The organism is Cypionkella psychrotolerans (assembly GCF_001294535.1).
Classification (GTDB): Bacteria; Pseudomonadota; Alphaproteobacteria; order Rhodobacterales; family Rhodobacteraceae; genus Cypionkella; species Cypionkella psychrotolerans.
Genome location: NZ_LGIC01000061.1, coordinates 274659 through 292081, shown reverse-complemented (window position 1 = coordinate 292081; position 17423 = coordinate 274659). Strand labels below are relative to the sequence as shown.

Sequence of the window (17423 nt, the reverse complement as noted above, 5' to 3'; positions counted from 1 at the left end):
TTGAAACCCCAGACTTTGGCCAAAAAAGGCCCGCCAATGACCCGATTTCTGTTGATCCTTTCCCTAAGCTTCCTGCTGGCCTGCGCGCCACGCGGGCATGTCACACTTGACCCGCAGGCGGCCTCGGTGGGGCAGGTCCAGAAGATCTTCATCGGCACTACCCGCAAGCAAGAGCAAGACGGTTCGTTCGGAACTTACCGATCAGAACAGATCAACTTCGCCCGCTACGACGTTTCCGTGCCGCCCGACCGCAAGCTGGGTGAGATCAACTGGCCGCCCCGTCACGGCAAGGCCAACCCTTTAAAACATTTCCTGACCACCGATGAGATCGTCTATCAAGACGACGTGCCGTTCCGCAAAGATTTGAAAACTCAACTGGCCGCGAATGGCGGCGAAGCAGTGATTTTCGTGCACGGCTATAACAACAATTTCTCGGAGGGGGTCTACCGCGTCGCTCAGTTTGCACATGATCTGAAGCTGCCCGGCGCGGTGGTGCATTATGCTTGGCCCTCGGCTGCGGAGCCGCTGGGTTATGCCTATGACCGCGATTCTGCGCTGTTTGCGCGGGATGGCTTGGAATCTTTGATGCATGAGGTTGCGGCGGCGGGCGCGAAGCGGATTTTGATCGTGGCACATTCGATGGGCGCCGGGTTGACGATGGAGGCGCTGCGGCAGACGGCGATCCGGGGGGATAAGAAGACGCTCGGGCTGATCGGTGGGGTGATCTTTATTTCGCCGGATATTGATGTGGATGTGTTCAAAAGAAGCGCACATTCGATGGGGGCGCTGCCGCAGCCGTTTGTGATTTTTGGCTCGGATCGCGATAAATACCTGCGGTTGTCGGCGCTGTTGACTGGGCAGGATGAGCGGTTGGGGTCGCTAAAGGATGTGTCGCGGGTGGCAGATTTGAAGGTAACGTTCATGGATGTCGGCGCATTCTCGAAGGGGGCCGGGCATTTCGTGATGGGGGATTCGGCGGCTTTGATCGCGATTTTGGATCGACTGAGCGACGTTTCCAATGCTTTCGAGGCGGATCGGCAGGCGCGGATCGGGTTGCTGCCGGGGGTGGTTTTGACGGTGCAGAATGCGACTCAGATCGTGCTGCGGCCCGTGGCGACGGTGGCTTCGGATTTCACGCGGTAGGAGTGGTCCCGCCTTGGGACCTTTGCATAAATAACGTTAAATCAATCGTTTAGTTTGAGGCGTTAAGGGTTTCTTAAGGTTCTAGCGCCTGCGCAGGTAGATGTAATATGCACCGGAGCCGCCGTGTTTTAGGTGGGCTTCCGAGATTTGCAGCACTGCGGGGCCGAGAGGCGGTAGGCGCAGCCAGTGTGGAACTTGATGGCGAAGAGCGCCCATGCGTTGCGGGATGGGGCCCACGTCATGGCCGCGTTTGCCTTTTCCGGTGATCACCAGAACCAGCCGCATTCCGGCACTTTGAGCGTTGAGGATAAAGCGGATCAGTTCGGGGTGGGCTTCAGAAAGTGTCATGCCATGCAGGTCGATGCGGGCCTCGGGCGCGAGTTTGCCACGGGTCATTTTGCCATGGGTCTTGGCGTCCATTTGCAGCGGAGCAGCGGAAAGGGATTCTGACAGGGTGGGCAGAATGTCGTGACCGGGTTTGCTGCGGGATTTTTCGCCCAAACGGAAGTGCGGCAGACGTGGCGTTGCCGGAACTGCGGTTTGGGTCGGTTGTGGTTTTGGCTCGATCAGCTTTGGGAAAACGTGGCCCATCGGGTGCATCGGCTTGGCGGTGCGGGCGACAGTTTGCCAGATTTCTTCTTCTTCAGGGCGCAAAGTGCGGCGACGCATGGATCAGCCTTCCGGCAGCATGGCATAGGCGCGGTCGATGGGCAGCAGCAGGATCATGCGGCCGCCGTCTTTGATCGTGCCAGCGGCATCGCCTGCGCCGTCACCCGTGCCGAAGAAGATATCGGCGCGCTGGGGGCCTTTGATCGCGCCGCCGGTGTCTTGGGCGACCATCAGGCTGTGAATCGGGTTGTCGCCGGATTTCTCGATCCAGACTGGGACACCGAGCGGGGTGAAGGCGGGGTCGATGGCGACGGAGCGCATTGGGGTGATGCTGCGGCCCATGGCACCGATTGGGCCTTTGTCAGACGGCAGGTCGGCGATTTTGCGGAAGAAGATGTAGGAGGGGTTAACGGCGAGCAGGGCGTTGCCTGCCGTGGGGTTGGAGCGGACGTACAGTTTGATGTCTTGGGCGGAGACTTGATCGGGGGTGCGCATGCCGCGCGCGATCATTTCTTTGCCAACCGAGCGATAGGCGTGGCCGTTGCGGCCAGCGTAGCCGACGCGGATGACATGGCCGTTGGTCATTTTGATCCGGCCAGAGCCTTGGATTTGCAGAAAGAAAACCTCTACCGGGTCTTCGAGCCAAGCGATTTCCAAGCCCCGGCCCCGCAGTGCCCCGCCTTCGATGGTGGCGCGGTCGTAGTAGACTTGGCCATCTTGCAGCTCGGGTGGGCGGGCGTAGATCGGGTAGGCGAAGCGGGGGGTGCGGGTGTAGGAGCCGTTCAGTTCGGGTTCATAATATCCGGTGAACAGGGCGGGGGGTTGGCCAATCAGCACCGGTTTGAACATCAACTCGAAGAAGGCTTTGGCGGAGGCATCTGTCGCCCCGGCATCGGCGGCGAGTTTGCAGATCGGCTGCCAATCGGGGGCGTCGAGTGTATCGCAGGTCTCGCGGAAGGCAGTGAGGGCGGCAAGGTGGTTGTCCTCAGGCCAACCTTCCAGCGCCTCAAAATCCAGCATCTGCGCCGGGGCGGGCGTGGCTGTCATTTGCAGGGCCAGAAGGCAGGCGAGAACAACACGCATCCGCCTTAGTCGCTGGTGCCGACGAGTTGCCAGTTCGGGTCTTGCACGCCCATGCGGCGGGCGAAGGTCCAGCCGTCGCGTTGGCGTTTGACCTCGGTGGCGGAACCTTCGATGATCTCGCCGGCTTTGTTGCGGACGAGCGAGGTCAGCTCTCCGGTGTAGCGCAGGGTGATTTCGGCGGTGCGGGTGGTGGGATCGTATTCGGCATCCGACAGAGTCATTTCGCGCAGGCCGAGGAAGTTGGCCTCTACCGTCTGGCCCTCACGTTCGCGGGCGTTGATGGCTTGGGTGAAAGAGGCTTCAACTTCGTCGGCGAGGAAGGGGCGGACCGGGTCGATATCGCCGCGCTCAAAGGCCATCAGAATCATCTCATACGCGCCGCGCGCGCCGTGCAGGAATTCGCCGACGGAAAAGCCGGGTTCGGCTTGTTTCATCGCGGCGAGGGCAAGGGCTGCGGGGCTGCCTGCCGGGGCGTGATCGGTGATGTCGAGATCGACGCCGTCTGCGCCGACGGGCGGCACCAGTTTCGGCTGCGGGCGTGCGGGGTCTTGCGGCACGGCGGGCTTCTCGAAGCCCTCGCGGCTGCCTAACACGGAACGCAGTTTCAGGATCAGGAACACGGCGATTCCGGCCAGAACGAGCAGTTGAATCAAGGAGGAATTCATAAGCGCCTCAAAACGGGGCCCGAGGGGTTGGTGATCCGGGCGTTGGACCCTTATGTAGGGGCTGGGGGCCGCCAAGTCTATGGTTTGGCCGCTAGATTGCACGGAGGGTGCTGAGATGTGGGTTTTTGCGCTGATTTTGGCATGGCCTTTGCTGGAAATTGGGCTGTTTGTGGTTGTTGGCGGCTGGTTGGGGCTGTGGGCGACGCTGGCCTGGGTGGTGTTGAGTGCGATGCTGGGGGTCGGGTTGATCCGCGGGCTTGGCATGGGGGCTTTGCGCGAGGTGCGTGGCGGCGGCGGTATCGCTGCGTTGCAGCCGATGGCGCATAGTGCGTTGATCATGCTGAGCGGGATGTTGCTGATCCTGCCGGGGTTTTTCACCGATTTTCTCGGCTTGGTGTTGCTGGTTCCGTTTGTGCGGACGGCGTTGATTGCCATGCTGGCTGCCCGTGTGCAGGTGCATGGCTTTGCGCGGCGTCGCGGCGAGGCCGACTGGGTGGATGCGGAATATGAGGAAGTTGTGCCCGAACGCGATAAGATTGGTGGGGTGACGCGGCCTTCGAAGTGGCGTGAGGATTGAGGCCTTTGAGATGACCTGCTAGGGGTATGCAGGATTTTTCAGGGAGTGGGGCTTATGGCCGAGGAAAATGGCGGCGCGCCGCAGATCAAGATGTCGGTTCTGGCGCAGTTTGTGCGGGATATGTCGTTTGAAAACATGGTGGCACAGAAGGGGCTGACGGCCAATGAAGTGCAGCCGGATATTCAGGTGCAGGTCAGTTTGGACGCGCGCAAGCGCGCGCAGGATCATCAGTTTGATATTGTGACGAAGTTCAAGGTGACCTCGAAGAACAAGGTGAACGGCGATACGCTGTTTCTGCTGGAGGTCGATTACGGCGGGATCTTCCATGTTGAGGGCGTACCGGAGGAGCAGCTGCATCCGTTTCTGATGATCGAATGCCCGCGGCTGCTGTTCCCGTTTGTGCGGCGGATTATCTCGGATGTGACGCGCGATGGCGGCTTCCCGCCGCTGAACATCGACACGGTGGATTTCTTGGCTTTGTATCGGCAGGAAATTGCGCGGCGGGCGCAGCCTGCGCCGGTGGCGAACTGAGTTTAGAGCGTTGAATTTGAAGGGCCGACCTTGCGGGGTCGGCCTTTTGCGTTTCAGATCTGATAATAGTCGCGATACCAGCGCACGAAATTTGCCATGCCGTCACGGACATTGGTTTGCGGTTGGTAGTTTGTGAGGGTTTTCAACAGGTTGGCATCGGCCCAAGTGGCGACGACATCGCCGGTTTGCATCGGCATGTAGTTGCGGATGGCTTTGCAGCCGGTGGAGTCTTCGATGGCTTCGATGAAATCCAACAGTTTGACCTTGTCGGAGTTGCCGATGTTGACGACTCGGTAGGGGGCGGCGGGAGAAAGGCTGTCTCCGGGGAGTATGTCTTCTGGGGTGGCTGGACGTTGCGGCACGGCGTCGATCAGCAGGCGGATGCCGCGCACGAGGTCGTCGACATAGGTGAAGTCGCGCCACATCTCGCCGTTGTTGTAGATGTCGATTGGGGTGCCTTCGAGGATGCCTTTGGTGAACTTATAGGGCGCCATGTCGGGGCGGCCCCAAGGGCCGTAGACAGTGAAAAAGCGGAACATGGTGACGGGCAGGCCGTAGATATGGGCGTAGGAATGCGCCATCGCCTCATTGGCCTTTTTGGTGGCGGCGTAGAAGGTGAGTTGGGTTTCGGTTTTATGGGTCTCAAGGAACGGCATTTCAGTGTTGGCACCGTAGACCGAGGAGGTCGAGGCCATCAGGAGGTGCTCGACGTTGAGTTCGCGGGCGAGATCAAGCACGTTGAAGCCACCGACAAGGTTGGCATTCAGATAAGCGCGTGGGTTTTCAAGGCTGTAGCGGACACCGGCTTGGGCGGCGAGGTGGATGATCACTTGCGGATTGGCGGCACGCATCGCGGATTCGAGGGTAGTTTGGTCTTCCAGCAAAGCCTCGGTGTTGGTGAAGTTGGGGTTTTGCAGCAGCATGGCGAGGCGGCGCTGTTTCAGCGTCACATCGTAGTAATCGGTCATGCCATCGTAGCCTGCGACGCGAAAGCCCTCGGCCAAGAGGAGTTTGCAAAGGTGAAAGCCGATGAAGCCTGCGGAACCGGTGACAAAGATGGTTTTCATGGGGGCCTTTTTGGGGATGGGCGGTATAGGTTAATTTACGCTAATTTGAGGTTTTAAGCGATATTAGAGCCGCTTTTTCCAGATGGCCACCACGCCCATTTTTTCGACGAAGGCGGTGTGTGCGGCGGATTCTGCCTCGGTCAGACGGGGCGGTAGCGGGTTTGGGCGCGGGCGTGGACGCCAATCTGAGAGGGTTTTCGCGGGGCCAGAGGCGGTTTGCGTCGCAGGATTGAGCCCAAAATCCGGTTGCCTACCGCCGACAAGTTCGAGATAGACCTCGGCCAGGATTTCGGAATCGAGCAGAGCGCCGTGCTTTTCGCGGGCAGAATTATCGACGCCAAAGCGGCGGCAGAGCGCGTCTAGGGTGGCGGGGGAACCGGGAAACTTGCGGCGGGCCATCATCAGCGTGTCGGTGGCGCGGGTCATCGGCAGAGTCGGCAGTTTGACGGATGTTAATTCGGCGTTGAGGAATTTCATGTCAAAACTAGCATTGTGGATGATCAGTTGGGCCTCGCCAATGAACTCGAGGAAGGCTTGGGCGATGGCTTTGAAGACGGGTTTGTCGCGCAGGAACTCATCGCCGAGGCCGTGGACGTCAAAAGCGGCTTTCGGCATCAGGCGTTCGGGGTTGATATATTGGTGGTAGGTTTTGCCTGTGGGTAGGTGGTTGAACAGTTCGACCGCGCCGATTTCGACGATTCGATCGCCTTCGGAGGGTTCAAAGCCAGTGGTTTCGGTGTCGAGGACGATCTCACGCATGGCGGGCTCGGATATGGGCGATCAGGGATTTGACATAGGCTTCAGTGGCGGAAAGGTCCAGCGTTTCAACGATATGGGTGGCGAGGGAGCGTTTTTGGGCGTCGGGCATTTGGCGGCTGAGCAGGGTTTGGAAGTGCTGTTCGGTCATGCCGGGGCGTTGCAAAACGCGTTGCCGTTGCAGATCGGCGGGGGCGGTGACGAGGAGAGTGGCGTGGAATTCGGGTTGGCTGGATGTCTCGAACAGCAGCGGGGTGTCGAGGACGGCAATGTCGGCGGTGGTCTGCGCGAGGAAAGCGGCGCGGTCGGCGGCGACGAGCGGGTGGGTGATGGCTTCGAGTTTGGCGAGCAGGCCAGGATCGGCTGCAATCGCGCGTTTCAATGTTTCACGTGAAACATTCCCATCCATGGTGGCTTCGGGGCAGATTTCGCTGATTGGGCTGACCGCAAGACCGTCGCGGGCGTAGAGTTGGTGAACGGCGCTGTCAGCGTCCCAGATCGGCAGCCCCGCGGCGGCGAACATGGCAGCGGTGGTGGATTTGCCCATGCCGATGGAGCCGGTGAGGCCGAGGCGAAAGGTCATGCCGATAGCACGGCTTGGCGGGTGGCTTCGTCCACTTCTGGCCGTTGGTCGAACCAGCGTTCAAAGCCGGGGGCGGCTTGGTGAAGCAACATGCCGAGGCCATCGACCACGGTGCAGCCTCTGGCTTCAGCTTCGATAAGGAAGTGTGTTTTCAATGGGTTATACACTAAGTCAGTGACAAGCGCGTCGCGTTCGAGTCCATCCAGCGGCACCCGGAAATCCGATTTGCCAGACATGCCGAGCGAGGTCGTATTGATGACGGTGGCGGCACCCTCCAGCATATTTGCGGCCTGCACCCAATCGTAAATCTGCAGCTTTGCGCCAAAATCTGCGCGGAGGGCCTGAGCCCGAGGCTGGGTGCGGTTGGCGATGCGAATCTCTGGCGCCCCGACCTCGATCAAGGCGGCGACTATTGCACGGGCGGCGCCCCCGGCACCAAAGACAGCGGCGGGACCAGCAGTGGGATTCCAATGCGGCGCGTTTTGCCGTAGGTTAGCGATAAAACCAGCGCCATCGGTGTTATCGGCGTGAATCCGGCCATCTTTGCGAAAAATCAGCGTGTTGGCGGCGCCGATAAGCGCGGCACGGTCCGTCACAACATCGGCGATTTTCAGGATCGCTTCCTTATGGGGGATGGTCACATTAACACCCACGAAGCCAAGTTTCGGTAGGATTTCAAGCGCTTGCCGAAGATCCTGCGGTGCCACATCCATCGGGATATAGTGGCCTTTAATGCCATACCGCTTCAGCCAGAAGCCGTGCAGCGCAGGCGAACGGCTGTGCGCAATCGGGTGGCCGATGACGCCGGCAAGTGGGATTCGGGGCAAATCTGTCATGCTGCGATGAAGCCTCTGGTGCCTAAATAGCCGATCAAGGGAAGAAGGGGCAGGCCGAGAATGGTGAAGTAATCGCCCTCGATAGTGGAAAACAGCCGTATGCCTTCTTCTTCGAGTTTGTAGCCACCAACGGATTCGCGCAAGGAGTGCCAGTTGCGGCTGATGTAATCGTCAAGATAGCCCTCGGAGAGGAGCCGCATCGTCAGTTTCGCCTCTGACATATGCCGCCAAATCGGCTTGCCACCGTCATAAAGCACCAAGGCCGAGATCAACTGGTGGGTTTGACCGCGGAATTCGGTCAGTTGAGCGTGGGCCTCATTCTGGGTTTCGGGCTTGCCAAAAACCCGACCCTTGAAAGCGAGTATCTGATCGCAGCCCAGCACAAGCGCGTCGGGGTTTTTCTCGGCCAGTTTGCGGGCTTTCATTTCGGCAAGCGCATCGGCAATCTCGCGGGGCGGGGCGGCATCGACCTGAAGCGCTTGGCGGATGGCGTCTTCGTCGATGCGGGCAGGCTGCGCTGTAACCTCAAGCCCGGCGTTGCGCAAAAGCTGCAAGCGGATCGGCGATGCAGAGGCTAAAAGCAGCGGGCGCATGATGGGGGCGGCCTTGTGGATAAGCTGGGTTTGTTCCGGCAGGTGGATTTGGGGGTAAACCCGATTTAGCGTCGAAAAGGCGGGATGGGGAGGGTTTTGTCAAGCGCAGAGGCGAGGCTCGGCGGGTTTGCCCACATGGGGATGGCGTAAAGACTGGACTGTGCGCGAGAGATATATCCAGAGGCTGTGGAGCAAGATGTGCCGCGTGATTTTCGTGTATAATATTGATTTACAACGTATAAATGTGAATCACGAAAATCGTTCTATAGTTACGCACAGCCCGGACCTTGGGGATATAAGGCGGGAGAACCCGAGAAATTCCGTTATCCACGGCCCCTACAACAACATCTTTCTTTCTAGAATCTATTCTTTAAGAAGAAGCTAAGAAGTGAGGTGAACCTGTGGGCGACTTTCTGGCGACGTATTATCCTTGGATCAAGGCATTGCATGTGATTTCGGTGATCGCTTGGATGGCGGGCCTGTTCTACCTGCCAAGGCTGTTTGTATATCATGTGGAGCAGGTAGAACCCGGATCTGCCACAGACGTGATGTTTCAGCTGATGGAGCGACGGTTGCTGAAGGCGATCATCAATCCGGCATCTGTGGCGACATGGGCGTTTGGTTTGGCACTGGTGTTCACGCCTGGGATTGTGGATTGGACCGCAGCTTGGCCTTGGACTAAGGCGTTTTGCGTGATTGCCATGACGCTATTTCACCACTGGCTGGGGCGGCGGCGGAAGGATTTTGTCGCGGGGCGTAACAGCGTCACCGGCCGACAGTACCGCATGATGAATGAGGTGCCGACGCTGCTTATGATGATTATCGTGATCTCGGTGATCGTGAAGTTCTGAAATCCCCAATCTGAAATCCTTGACTTGGGCGCAGGCTGGTCTTAGGTGGTCCGCAGCGCGGCCATTCGGTCCTTCCGCTTTCCATTGACATTGCTGCTGCTGGCCCAAGCTTGGGGCCGCGCGCCTAAGGTGAATTCCACATGACCGTTGAGCATTTGAATCTTGCTGATCTGAAAGCCAAGACCCCGGCTGAGCTGCTGGCGATGGCGGAGGAATGGGAGATTGAGAACGCGCCCTCCATGCGTAAGGGCGAGATGATGTTCTCGATCCTGAAAGAACATGCCGAAGAAGGTTGGGAAATCGGCGGTGATGGTGTGCTGGAAGTGTTGCAGGATGGCTTTGGCTTTCTGCGCTCGCCATCTGCGAATTATCTGCCGGGCCCGGATGATATTTATGTCTCGCCGGATATTCTACGGCAGTTCAGCCTGCGGACGGGCGATACGATTGAAGGTACCATGGCGGCACCGAAGGAAAATGAGAAATATTTTTGTCTGACCAAGGTCACCCGGATCAATTTTGACGATCCTGAAAAGGCGCGTCACAAGGTTCACTTCGACAACCTGACGCCGCTTTACCCGGATGAGCGGTTGAAGATGGAAGTTGAAGATCCGACGATCAAAGATCGTTCGGCGCGGATTATAGATCTGGTTTGTCCGATTGGTAAAGGCCAGCGTGCGCTGATCGTGGCACCACCGCGGACGGGTAAGACGGTGTTGTTGCAGAATATTGCCCATTCGATCGCCACCAATCATCCGGAATGTTATCTGATCGTGTTGCTGATTGATGAGCGGCCGGAGGAAGTCACCGATATGCAGCGTTCGGTGAAGGGCGAGGTGGTGTCTTCGACCTTCGACGAGCCGGCGACGCGGCATGTCGCGGTGGCGGAGATGGTGATCGAGAAGGCCAAACGGCTGGTCGAGCATAAGCGCGATGTGGTGATTTTGCTTGATTCGATTACCCGTCTCGGCCGCGCGTTCAACACCGTGGTGCCGTCCTCGGGTAAGGTTTTGACCGGTGGTGTGGATGCCAATGCCTTGCAGCGGCCGAAGCGGTTCTTTGGCGCTGCGCGGAATATTGAAGAAGGCGGTTCACTGACCATCATTGCCACCGCGTTGATTGATACCGGCAGCCGGATGGACGAGGTGATCTTTGAGGAATTCAAGGGCACCGGCAACAGCGAGATCGTGTTGGACCGCAAGGTCGCCGACAAGCGGGTGTTCCCAGCTATTGATATTCTGAAATCTGGCACGCGGAAGGAAGATCTGCTGGTCGAGAAGACCGATCTGCAGAAGACCTATGTGCTGCGGCGGATTCTGAACCCGATGGGCACGACGGATGCCATAGAATTCCTGATCTCGAAGCTGAAGCAAACCAAGAGCAACGGTGAGTTCTTCGAGTCGATGAACGCATAAATTGCGTCTCTAATCAAAGGCTTGGCTATGGACACAATTTTCGCCCTCGCCTCTGCGCGGGGTAAGGGGGGCGTTGCGGTGATCCGGATCTCCGGGCCCTTGGCGCATGACGCGGTGGCTGGGCTGTGTGATTTGCCTTCTGTTCGGCAAGCAGGATTGCGGCGGTTGATCTGGCAGGGCGAGGTATTGGACGAAGCCTTGGTACTGCTGTTTGCGGCGGGGGCGAGTTTTACGGGTGAAGCCAGCGCCGAGTTGCAGTTGCATGGCAGTACCGCTGTGGTGGCGCGGGTGTTGCAGGCGCTGGCGGCGATAACGGGCTTGCGGATGGCTGAGGCGGGGGAGTTTACTCGCCGGGCACTGGAGAATGGCCGGCTTGATCTGACGCAGGTTGAGGGGCTTGCCGATCTGATTGATGCGGAGACCGAAGCGCAGCGCAAGCAGGCGTTGCGGGTGTTGTCCGGGGCTTTGGGGCGACGGGTGGAGACTTGGCGGCTGGATCTTGTACGGGCGGCGGCTTTGATCGAGGCGACGATTGATTTTGCTGATGAGGATGTGCCGCTGGATGTGACCCCCGAGGTTCAGACGCTGATTGATGGTCTGTTGGTCCAGTTGCGCCGCGAGTTGGATGGCGCGCGAGCTGCGGAGCGGATCAGGCACGGCTTTGAAGTGGCGATTGTCGGGGCGCCCAATGCCGGTAAGTCGACGTTGCTTAATGCGTTGGCGGGGCGGGAGGCGGCGATTACCTCGGAAGTTGCTGGCACAACCCGGGATGTGATTGAGGTTCGGATGGATATTGCCGGGCTGTCGGTGACATTGCTGGATACTGCGGGTCTGCGTGATTCGGTGGATGTGGTTGAGCGGATTGGCGTGGAGCGGGCGTTGGAGCGCGCACGTCAGGCTGATTTGCGGATTTTCTTGCAAGCCGACCCTGATGAGGTGCTGATGTTGTTGCCGGAGGTCGATGATCTTGTGGTGTTGGGGAAAGCGGATGTTCGCAATGGCGCGGCATTGGCGTCTTCAGGGGCGGTTTCCGGCAAGACGGGGGCCGGCATTGACTGGCTTATAGCTGAGATAGCGGCACGGTTGTCGGGGCGTGCGGCATCGGCGGGGTTGCTGATCCGCGAGCGGCAGCGTATCGCGATGCAGGTTGCGGTGTCTGGGTTGGAATCGGCACGGGGCAGAATGGGGCAAGCACAGAGTTTGCCAGAGCTGGTTGCGGCGGATTTGCGCGCGTCGATGCGGGCTTTGGAAATCATGGTGGGAAGAATCGATGTTGAGAATCTGCTCGATGAGATATTCTCCAGCTTCTGCATCGGGAAATGAGGTTGTTTCACGTGAAACATTTTGAGGTGATTGTCATTGGCGGCGGCCATGCCGGCGCGGAAGCTGCGGCGGCTTCGGCACGGATGGGCGCTCGGACGGCGCTGATTTCGTTGCGCCGTGATGGCATTGGGGTGATGTCGTGCAATCCGGCTATCGGAGGCTTGGGCAAGGGCCATCTGGTGCGTGAGATCGACGCGATGGATGGTATTATGGCTCTGGCGGCTGATCGTGCGGCGATTCAATATCGGATGCTGAACCGACGAAAAGGTCCGGCGGTGCAGGGTCCACGGGCGCAGGCCGACAGAAAGCTGTATCGGGCCGCTGTTCTGGATTTGTTGAGCGCTGAGGAAAATCTGACGATCCTGGAAGGTGAAGTCATTGCGCTGAAACAGCAAAATGGCAGAGTGACCGGAGTTACCTTGGCGGATTTGGTTGATTTATCGGCTGATGCCGTGGTGTTGACCGTTGGTACATTCCTGAATGGGGTGATTCATGTTGGCGATCAGCGGCGGCCTGGTGGCCGGGTCGGTGATCGGCCCTCTGTGTTGTTGGCCGAACAATTGGCAGCGTTGGGGCTGGCGCGCGGGCGCTTGAAAACCGGCACGCCGCCGCGTCTGGATGGCGGCACGATCAACTGGGATGTGTTGGAAATCCAGCCCGGCGACGAAGACCCGGTGGTGTTTTCTTTCCTGAACAAACTGCCGCAGGTGCGGCAGATTGCCTGTGGCATCACCCATACCAATGAGAAAACCCATACGATTGTGCGTCAGAATCTCAGTCGATCCGCGATGTATGGCGGCCATATCGAAGGGATTGGGCCGCGCTATTGTCCGTCTATCGAGGATAAGATCGTGCGATTCGCCGACAAAACCTCACATCAGGTGTTTTTGGAACCTGAGGGACTGGACGATAGCACTGTCTACCCGAACGGAATTTCGACCTCTTTGCCACAAGAGGTGCAAGAGGCCTATGTCCGCTCTATCCTTGGGCTTGAGAATGTGCGGATCATCCAGCCGGGCTATGCCATTGAATATGATTACTTTGATCCCCGTGCGCTTGACTTGTCGCTGCAGCTGAAAGCACTGCCGGGGTTGTTTCTGGCCGGTCAAATCAATGGGACCACTGGATATGAGGAGGCGGCGGCGCAGGGCTTGTTGGCTGGCTTGAACGCGGCGGCTTTGGCGCAAGCAAAAGATCCGGTGCATTTCGGCCGGGCTGAAAGCTATATCGGGGTTATGGTTGATGATTTGACCACGCGGGGCGTGACGGAGCCTTACCGTATGTTTACCTCGCGGGCAGAGTATCGTTTGACGTTGCGGGCGGACAATGCGGACCAGCGGCTGACACCGATAGGGCTTGCTTTAGGCTGTGTTCGGGATGATCGCAAAGCGGCATTTTTACGCAAGCGTGACAGTCTCGCGGCGGCGGCGGATGTGTTGCAACAAAGAGCGTTCTCACCGACCGAACTGAACAGGGTTGGGATTTCGCTTAGTCAGGACGGCACACGACGCACTGCGCAGGCGCTGATGGCACTGTCGGATGTGACGGTCGCGCAAATTGCCGTATTGGTGCCCGAGTTTGCCGAGTTTACCCCGGAGATTCAGCAACAGACGGCGACGGATGCGCTTTATGCTCAGTATGTTGAGCGACAAAGGTATGAGATTGCGGCTTTGAAGCGCGAAGAATCCGCGGAAATTCCAGGCGGCTTTGTGTTTACCGGCCTGCCGGGGCTCTCGACAGAGTTGGGCGCAAAGCTGTCGCATGTGCGACCGGCCAATTTGGCGCAAGCGGCGCGGATTGAGGGAATGACGCCGGCTGCGCTGACGCTGATCTTGGCGCATATCCGTAAGGCCCGTCGAGAGGTCGCCTCGCAATGAACCGTGACGAGGTTGAGGTCCCTGCTTGGTTGAATGTTTCACGTGAAACACTGGAGAGGCTTTTTGCCTATTGCGCGTTGGTCGAAAAATGGAATCCAGCCATAAATCTCATCTCCAAATCGGGAATTTCTGAAATTTGGGACAGGCATGTCATTGATTCTGCACAGCTTATTCGACAAGTACCCGCTGAAGTCGGCCTCTGGTGCGATTTGGGCAGCGGCGGCGGGTTTCCGGGCATCGTGCTGGCCATTCTTGCGAAGGAATTGCAGCCTGAGACGCGGATGATTCTGGTGGAAGCAGATCGTCGGAAATCGGTGTTTCTGTCCGAAGCCTCACGTCTCTTGGATATCGCTGTCAGTGTTAAAACCCAGCGTATTGAAGATCTTGAGCCACAGAATGTTGATGTCCTTACTGCGCGGGCATTGGCGCCATTATCTACTCTGTGTGGCTACGCATATCGGCATTTGAAGCCGCAAGGCGTGGCGATTTTTCCGAAGGGCGCCGCTGCGGCGCGCGAAATCGAGGATGCGCAGAAGCTGTGGCGGTTCAACTGTGATGCGATGCAAAGCCATACCGACCCTGAATCGCTTGTTCTGGCAGTGAGGGGCATTCAGCGTGCATGACCTTATTGGCGCGGATGGGCCGCATATTCTGTCGATTGCCAACCAAAAAGGCGGGGTGGGCAAGACAACCACCGCGATCAACCTTGCGGCTGCTTTGGTCGAGCAGGGCGCGCGGGTGCTGTTGGTGGATCTGGATCCACAGGGCAATGCCTCGACCGGCCTGGGCTTCGCACCGACAGATCGCAAAAAGACCACCTATGATTTGCTGTTGGAGGAGACCCCGCTGGTTGAGACGGTGGTTGGCACCGACTTCGCGGGCTTGTTGCTTTGCCCCTCCAGCGCTGATCTGTCTTCCGCCGATATTCAACTGGTCTCTAATGAGAAGCGCAGCTTTTTGCTGCATGATTCACTGCGCGAACCGCGGGTTGAAATGCTGGATCTTGACTTTATTTTGATTGACTGCCCGCCGTCGCTGAGTTTGCTGACGATCAATGCGATGGTGGCAAGTCATGCCGTGCTGGTGCCGCTACAGGCCGAGTTTTTCGCGCTGGAGGGCTTGTCGCAACTGATGTTGACCATTCGCGAAGTGCGGCGCAGCGCCAATCCGGGGCTTCGCATTGAAGGCGTGGTGCTGACGATGGTGGATGGCCGCAACCGACTTTCGCAGCAGGTCGAACATGATGCGCGTACGACCTTGGGGGATTTGGTGTTCAAAACCATGATTCCGCGCAATGTGCGGCTCAGCGAAGCGCCGTCTTATGCGCAGCCTGTTCTAAGCTATGACAGCGCGTCGAAAGGCTCAGAAGCCTACCGAGCTCTGTCGACCGAGATTTTGCTGCGGCATCCGGTGCGCAATCGTTTCAAAGAGGAGACCGTCTGATGGAAAAGAAGTTTGATCGACGCGGCCTTGGCCGCGGACTTTCGGCGCTGATGGCAGATGTGAATCTTGAGGCACCGTCAGCTGCATCCGAGACCCGGCGCTCCGAATTGATGCTGCCTGTCGAAAAGATTGTGCCGAACCCCGATCAGCCGCGGCGCGATTTCCAGCCGGAAGCGTTGAAGGATCTCGCGGATTCTCTGCGTCAGAAGGGTGTCATTCAGCCCCTCATCGTGCGCAAAAAGCCCGGTCAGGATCTTTACGAAATCGTCGCAGGCGAACGGCGTTGGCGGGCGGCGCAGATTGCGCAACTTCATGAACTGCCGGTGATTGTCCGCGAGTTCAGTGATTCGGAAGTGCTTGAGATCGCGATTATTGAAAACATCCAGCGCGCCGAGCTAAACTCTATCGAAGAAGCGCTGGCCTATCGCCAGTTGATGGATAGGTTCGGCCATACCCAAGAAAAGATTGCCGAAGCCTTGTCGCGCAGCCGCAGTCATATCGCCAATTTGCTGCGCTTGCTGGCACTGCCGGAAGACGTACAACAAATGGTCAAATCCGGCACTTTGTCTGCCGGACATGCCCGGGCGCTGATCACCACTGGCAATGCAACGGAGCTGGCGCTGCAAGTGGTTGGACGCGGTCTTTCGGTGCGCGATACTGAGGAACTGGTGCGAAAGTCTGCCATCGACCCCGCCAAGAGGCGCTCCCTACGGCAGCGCAGTGAGAAAGATGCGGATACGCGCGCGTTGGAATCCGATCTTTCGGCCAATCTGCATATGTCGGTGCAAATCGACCATCTTCCGGGCGGCGAGGGCGGCAAGCTGACGATCAGCTACCGCTCGCTCGATCAGCTTGATTTGCTGTGCCGGGTGCTGTCGGTGATCCCGCGCGACGCGGAGTTTTAGGCCCGTATCTTTTAGGCGGTCGCCAGATCGCGCAAGACAGCGTTCAGCACCATACGACCATTTGGTGTTGTGCGCAGTCGGTTTCCGGTGATTTCAATCATACCAATATCGGACAATTCGCAGATTTTTTGAGCGTTTAGCGCTGTGCCAGAAATATTCTGGTAGCGCGCCAGATCCAGCCCTTCGCTAAGACGCAATGACATCAGCAGATATTCCAAGCTGTGTTCTTCTGCGGTCAGGGCGCTGCGCGGCAGTTCGGGCATTTTGCCGGATTTAATCATGCCCAACCAAAGTGCCGGAGACTTCGGCGCCTCTGTTGCCCATCTTGTGCCCTGCAGAGTCATGCGTCCATGCGCGCCGGGGCCTATGCCAACATAGTCGCCACCGCGCCAATAAATTAGGTTGTGGCGCGATTCGCAGCCGCTTTTGGCGTGATTTGACACTTCATAACCGGGTAGCCCGGCCTTGTCGCAGAACTCTTGCGTCAGCTCAAACATCTCAGCCGAAAGATCCTCGCTTGGCAAGCCGCGCAGGCCCCCCTTGGCAAAGCGATCCGCAAAGGCGGTGCCATCTTCAATGGTCAACTGATACAGCGACAGGTGATCAATCGCCAGCTCTAGCGCCTTGCCCAACTCATCACGCCAAGCCGCAAGGCTTTGATCCTGCCGAGCATAGATCAGATCGAAGCTGACGCGATCAAAGCAATTTCGTGCGATTTCAAAGGCTTTGCGCGCTTCGTCGGCGCTGTGCTTGCGACCGAGGCGGCGTAAATCCTCATCGTTCATCGCCTGCATCCCCATCGAAACCCGCGTCACCCCAGCCTGCTGAAAGCCGCGAAAGCGCCCGGCCTCGACAGAACCGGGATTGGCTTCCAGGGTGATTTCGGGATCGTTCGACATCGGCCAAGTGGCCCGGATGCGCTCAATAATCGCCGCAACCAACTCCGGCTCCATCAACGACGGGGTGCCTCCGCCGAAGAACACCGAATTCAGAATCCGGCCGTTGGTTTCTTGCCCCAGCCGATCAATCTCTGACAGATAGGCCTGCTGCCACTGCTTTTGGTCAATGTGGCTGGCGACATGGCTGTTGAAATCGCAATAGGGGCATTTTGACTCGCAATACGGCCAATGCAGATACAGACCAAAGCCGCCATGCTGCCAGTCTTCCAT

At 58.3% G+C, this 17423-nt stretch carries 19 protein-coding genes; 10 read left to right on the top strand and 9 right to left on the bottom strand.

Features of this window, described 5'->3' with window-relative positions; genetic code table 11:
* Positions 1–36: 36 nt before the first annotated feature.
* Complete coding sequence (locus tag AKV04_RS12595; protein ID WP_054006756.1) at positions 37–1143, top strand: alpha/beta hydrolase; 1107 nt, start codon at positions 37–39, stop codon at positions 1141–1143.
* Positions 1144–1224: 81 nt separating this feature from the next.
* On the opposite strand, the gene AKV04_RS12590 is transcribed toward AKV04_RS12595, so the two are convergent.
* The 3 genes from AKV04_RS12590 to AKV04_RS12580 are packed head-to-tail and all read right to left on the bottom strand — an operon-like array spanning position 1225 to position 3500.
* The gene (locus AKV04_RS12590; RefSeq protein ID WP_054006755.1) at positions 1225–1812 is read right to left on the bottom strand and encodes a Smr/MutS family protein; all 588 of its coding nucleotides are present in this window, start codon (positions 1810–1812) and stop codon (positions 1225–1227) included.
* A 3-nt stretch (positions 1813–1815) separates the two neighbouring features.
* Positions 1816–2835, bottom strand: a complete 1020-nt coding sequence (gene mltA / locus AKV04_RS12585; RefSeq protein WP_054006754.1) for a murein transglycosylase A — start codon at positions 2833–2835, stop codon at positions 1816–1818.
* Positions 2836–2840: 5 nt separating this feature from the next.
* Complete coding sequence (locus AKV04_RS12580) at positions 2841–3500, bottom strand: Tim44/TimA family putative adaptor protein (RefSeq protein ID WP_054006753.1); 660 nt, start codon at positions 3498–3500, stop codon at positions 2841–2843.
* A gap of 115 nt (positions 3501–3615) precedes the next feature.
* Between AKV04_RS12580 and AKV04_RS12575 the strand changes: the two genes are divergently transcribed.
* Together AKV04_RS12575 and secB are read left to right on the top strand one after the other, a co-directional pair.
* Positions 3616–4077, top strand: coding sequence for an FxsA family protein (locus AKV04_RS12575; protein WP_162232874.1), 462 nt, complete (start codon positions 3616–3618; stop codon positions 4075–4077).
* A gap of 54 nt (positions 4078–4131) precedes the next feature.
* The gene (gene secB, locus AKV04_RS12570) at positions 4132–4608 is read left to right on the top strand and encodes a protein-export chaperone SecB (RefSeq protein WP_054006751.1); all 477 of its coding nucleotides are present in this window, start codon (positions 4132–4134) and stop codon (positions 4606–4608) included.
* Positions 4609–4661: 53 nt separating this feature from the next.
* Here the strand turns inward: secB and AKV04_RS12565 are convergent, their stop codons facing one another.
* From AKV04_RS12565 to AKV04_RS12545, 5 genes are all read right to left on the bottom strand, one after another.
* Positions 4662–5675 (bottom strand): NAD-dependent epimerase/dehydratase family protein, encoded by a 1014-nt coding sequence (locus tag AKV04_RS12565; RefSeq protein WP_054006750.1) that lies wholly within the window; start codon positions 5673–5675, stop codon positions 4662–4664.
* Between the two features lie 63 nt (positions 5676–5738).
* A complete protein-coding gene (gene dnaQ, locus AKV04_RS12560) occupies positions 5739–6434 on the bottom strand; it encodes a DNA polymerase III subunit epsilon (protein WP_054006749.1) in 696 nt (231 codons plus the stop codon).
* Positions 6427–7014, bottom strand: a complete 588-nt coding sequence (gene coaE / locus AKV04_RS12555) for a dephospho-CoA kinase (protein WP_054006748.1) — start codon at positions 7012–7014, stop codon at positions 6427–6429. The genes dnaQ and coaE overlap by 8 nt, the downstream gene beginning before the upstream one ends.
* On the bottom strand, positions 7011–7850 hold the full coding sequence (locus AKV04_RS12550) for a shikimate dehydrogenase (protein ID WP_054006747.1): 840 nt from the start codon (positions 7848–7850) through the stop codon (positions 7011–7013). The genes coaE and AKV04_RS12550 overlap by 4 nt, the downstream gene beginning before the upstream one ends.
* The gene (locus tag AKV04_RS12545; protein ID WP_054006746.1) at positions 7847–8443 is read right to left on the bottom strand and encodes a Maf family protein; all 597 of its coding nucleotides are present in this window, start codon (positions 8441–8443) and stop codon (positions 7847–7849) included. The genes AKV04_RS12550 and AKV04_RS12545 overlap by 4 nt, the downstream gene beginning before the upstream one ends.
* Positions 8444–8844: 401 nt before the next feature.
* On the opposite strand from AKV04_RS12545, the gene hemJ reads away from it, so the two are divergent.
* From hemJ to AKV04_RS12510, 7 genes are all read left to right on the top strand, one after another.
* Positions 8845–9294 (top strand): protoporphyrinogen oxidase HemJ, encoded by a 450-nt coding sequence (gene hemJ / locus AKV04_RS12540; protein WP_054006745.1) that lies wholly within the window; start codon positions 8845–8847, stop codon positions 9292–9294.
* A 140-nt stretch (positions 9295–9434) separates the two neighbouring features.
* Positions 9435–10706 carry a transcription termination factor Rho gene (gene rho, locus AKV04_RS12535; RefSeq protein ID WP_054006744.1) on the top strand — a complete coding sequence of 424 codons (1272 nt, stop codon included), beginning with the start codon at positions 9435–9437 and terminating at the stop codon, positions 10704–10706.
* 27 nt (positions 10707–10733) lie between these two features.
* Entirely contained in the window at positions 10734–12029 is a 1296-nt protein-coding gene (gene mnmE / locus AKV04_RS12530; protein ID WP_054006743.1) for a tRNA uridine-5-carboxymethylaminomethyl(34) synthesis GTPase MnmE, read from the top strand.
* Between the two features lie 11 nt (positions 12030–12040).
* Positions 12041–13906: a tRNA uridine-5-carboxymethylaminomethyl(34) synthesis enzyme MnmG gene (mnmG, locus tag AKV04_RS12525; protein ID WP_054006847.1), complete on the top strand. Its 1866-nt coding sequence runs from the start codon at positions 12041–12043 to the stop codon at positions 13904–13906.
* On the top strand, positions 13903–14529 hold the full coding sequence (gene rsmG / locus AKV04_RS12520) for a 16S rRNA (guanine(527)-N(7))-methyltransferase RsmG (RefSeq protein WP_054006742.1): 627 nt from the start codon (positions 13903–13905) through the stop codon (positions 14527–14529). The genes mnmG and rsmG overlap by 4 nt, the downstream gene beginning before the upstream one ends.
* Entirely contained in the window at positions 14522–15349 is an 828-nt protein-coding gene (locus AKV04_RS12515) for a ParA family protein (protein ID WP_054006741.1), read from the top strand. The genes rsmG and AKV04_RS12515 overlap by 8 nt, the downstream gene beginning before the upstream one ends.
* A complete protein-coding gene (locus tag AKV04_RS12510; protein WP_054006740.1) occupies positions 15349–16254 on the top strand; it encodes a ParB/RepB/Spo0J family partition protein in 906 nt (301 codons plus the stop codon). Before AKV04_RS12515 ends, AKV04_RS12510 begins: the two co-directional genes overlap by 1 nt.
* Positions 16255–16265: 11 nt before the next feature.
* Here the strand turns inward: AKV04_RS12510 and hemW are convergent, their stop codons facing one another.
* The gene (hemW, locus tag AKV04_RS12505; RefSeq protein WP_054006739.1) at positions 16266–17423 is read right to left on the bottom strand and encodes a radical SAM family heme chaperone HemW; all 1158 of its coding nucleotides are present in this window, start codon (positions 17421–17423) and stop codon (positions 16266–16268) included.

Excerpts from the sequence above, each read along its gene's own strand:
- AKV04_RS12595 (WP_054006756.1), top strand. The coding sequence starts at position 37 with ATGACCCGATTTCTGTTGATCCTTTCCCTAAGCTTCCTGCTGGCCTGC.
- AKV04_RS12590 (WP_054006755.1), bottom strand. The coding sequence starts at position 1,812 with ATGCGTCGCCGCACTTTGCGCCCTGAAGAAGAAGAAATCTGGCAAACT.
- mltA (WP_054006754.1), bottom strand. The coding sequence starts at position 2,835 with ATGCGTGTTGTTCTCGCCTGCCTTCTGGCCCTGCAAATGACAGCCACG.
- AKV04_RS12580 (WP_054006753.1), bottom strand. The coding sequence starts at position 3,500 with ATGAATTCCTCCTTGATTCAACTGCTCGTTCTGGCCGGAATCGCCGTG.
- AKV04_RS12575 (WP_162232874.1), top strand. The coding sequence starts at position 3,616 with ATGTGGGTTTTTGCGCTGATTTTGGCATGGCCTTTGCTGGAAATTGGG.
- secB (WP_054006751.1), top strand. The coding sequence starts at position 4,132 with ATGGCCGAGGAAAATGGCGGCGCGCCGCAGATCAAGATGTCGGTTCTG.
- AKV04_RS12565 (WP_054006750.1), bottom strand. The coding sequence starts at position 5,675 with ATGAAAACCATCTTTGTCACCGGTTCCGCAGGCTTCATCGGCTTTCAC.
- dnaQ (WP_054006749.1), bottom strand. The coding sequence starts at position 6,434 with ATGCGTGAGATCGTCCTCGACACCGAAACCACTGGCTTTGAACCCTCC.
- coaE (WP_054006748.1), bottom strand. The coding sequence starts at position 7,014 with ATGACCTTTCGCCTCGGCCTCACCGGCTCCATCGGCATGGGCAAATCC.
- AKV04_RS12550 (WP_054006747.1), bottom strand. The coding sequence starts at position 7,850 with ATGACAGATTTGCCCCGAATCCCACTTGCCGGCGTCATCGGCCACCCG.
- AKV04_RS12545 (WP_054006746.1), bottom strand. The coding sequence starts at position 8,443 with ATGCGCCCGCTGCTTTTAGCCTCTGCATCGCCGATCCGCTTGCAGCTT.
- rho (WP_054006744.1), top strand. The coding sequence starts at position 9,435 with ATGACCGTTGAGCATTTGAATCTTGCTGATCTGAAAGCCAAGACCCCG.
- mnmE (WP_054006743.1), top strand. The coding sequence starts at position 10,734 with ATGGACACAATTTTCGCCCTCGCCTCTGCGCGGGGTAAGGGGGGCGTT.
- rsmG (WP_054006742.1), top strand. The coding sequence starts at position 13,903 with ATGAACCGTGACGAGGTTGAGGTCCCTGCTTGGTTGAATGTTTCACGT.
- AKV04_RS12510 (WP_054006740.1), top strand. The coding sequence starts at position 15,349 with ATGGAAAAGAAGTTTGATCGACGCGGCCTTGGCCGCGGACTTTCGGCG.
- hemW (WP_054006739.1), bottom strand. The coding sequence starts at position 17,423 with ATGGAAGACTGGCAGCATGGCGGCTTTGGTCTGTATCTGCATTGGCCG.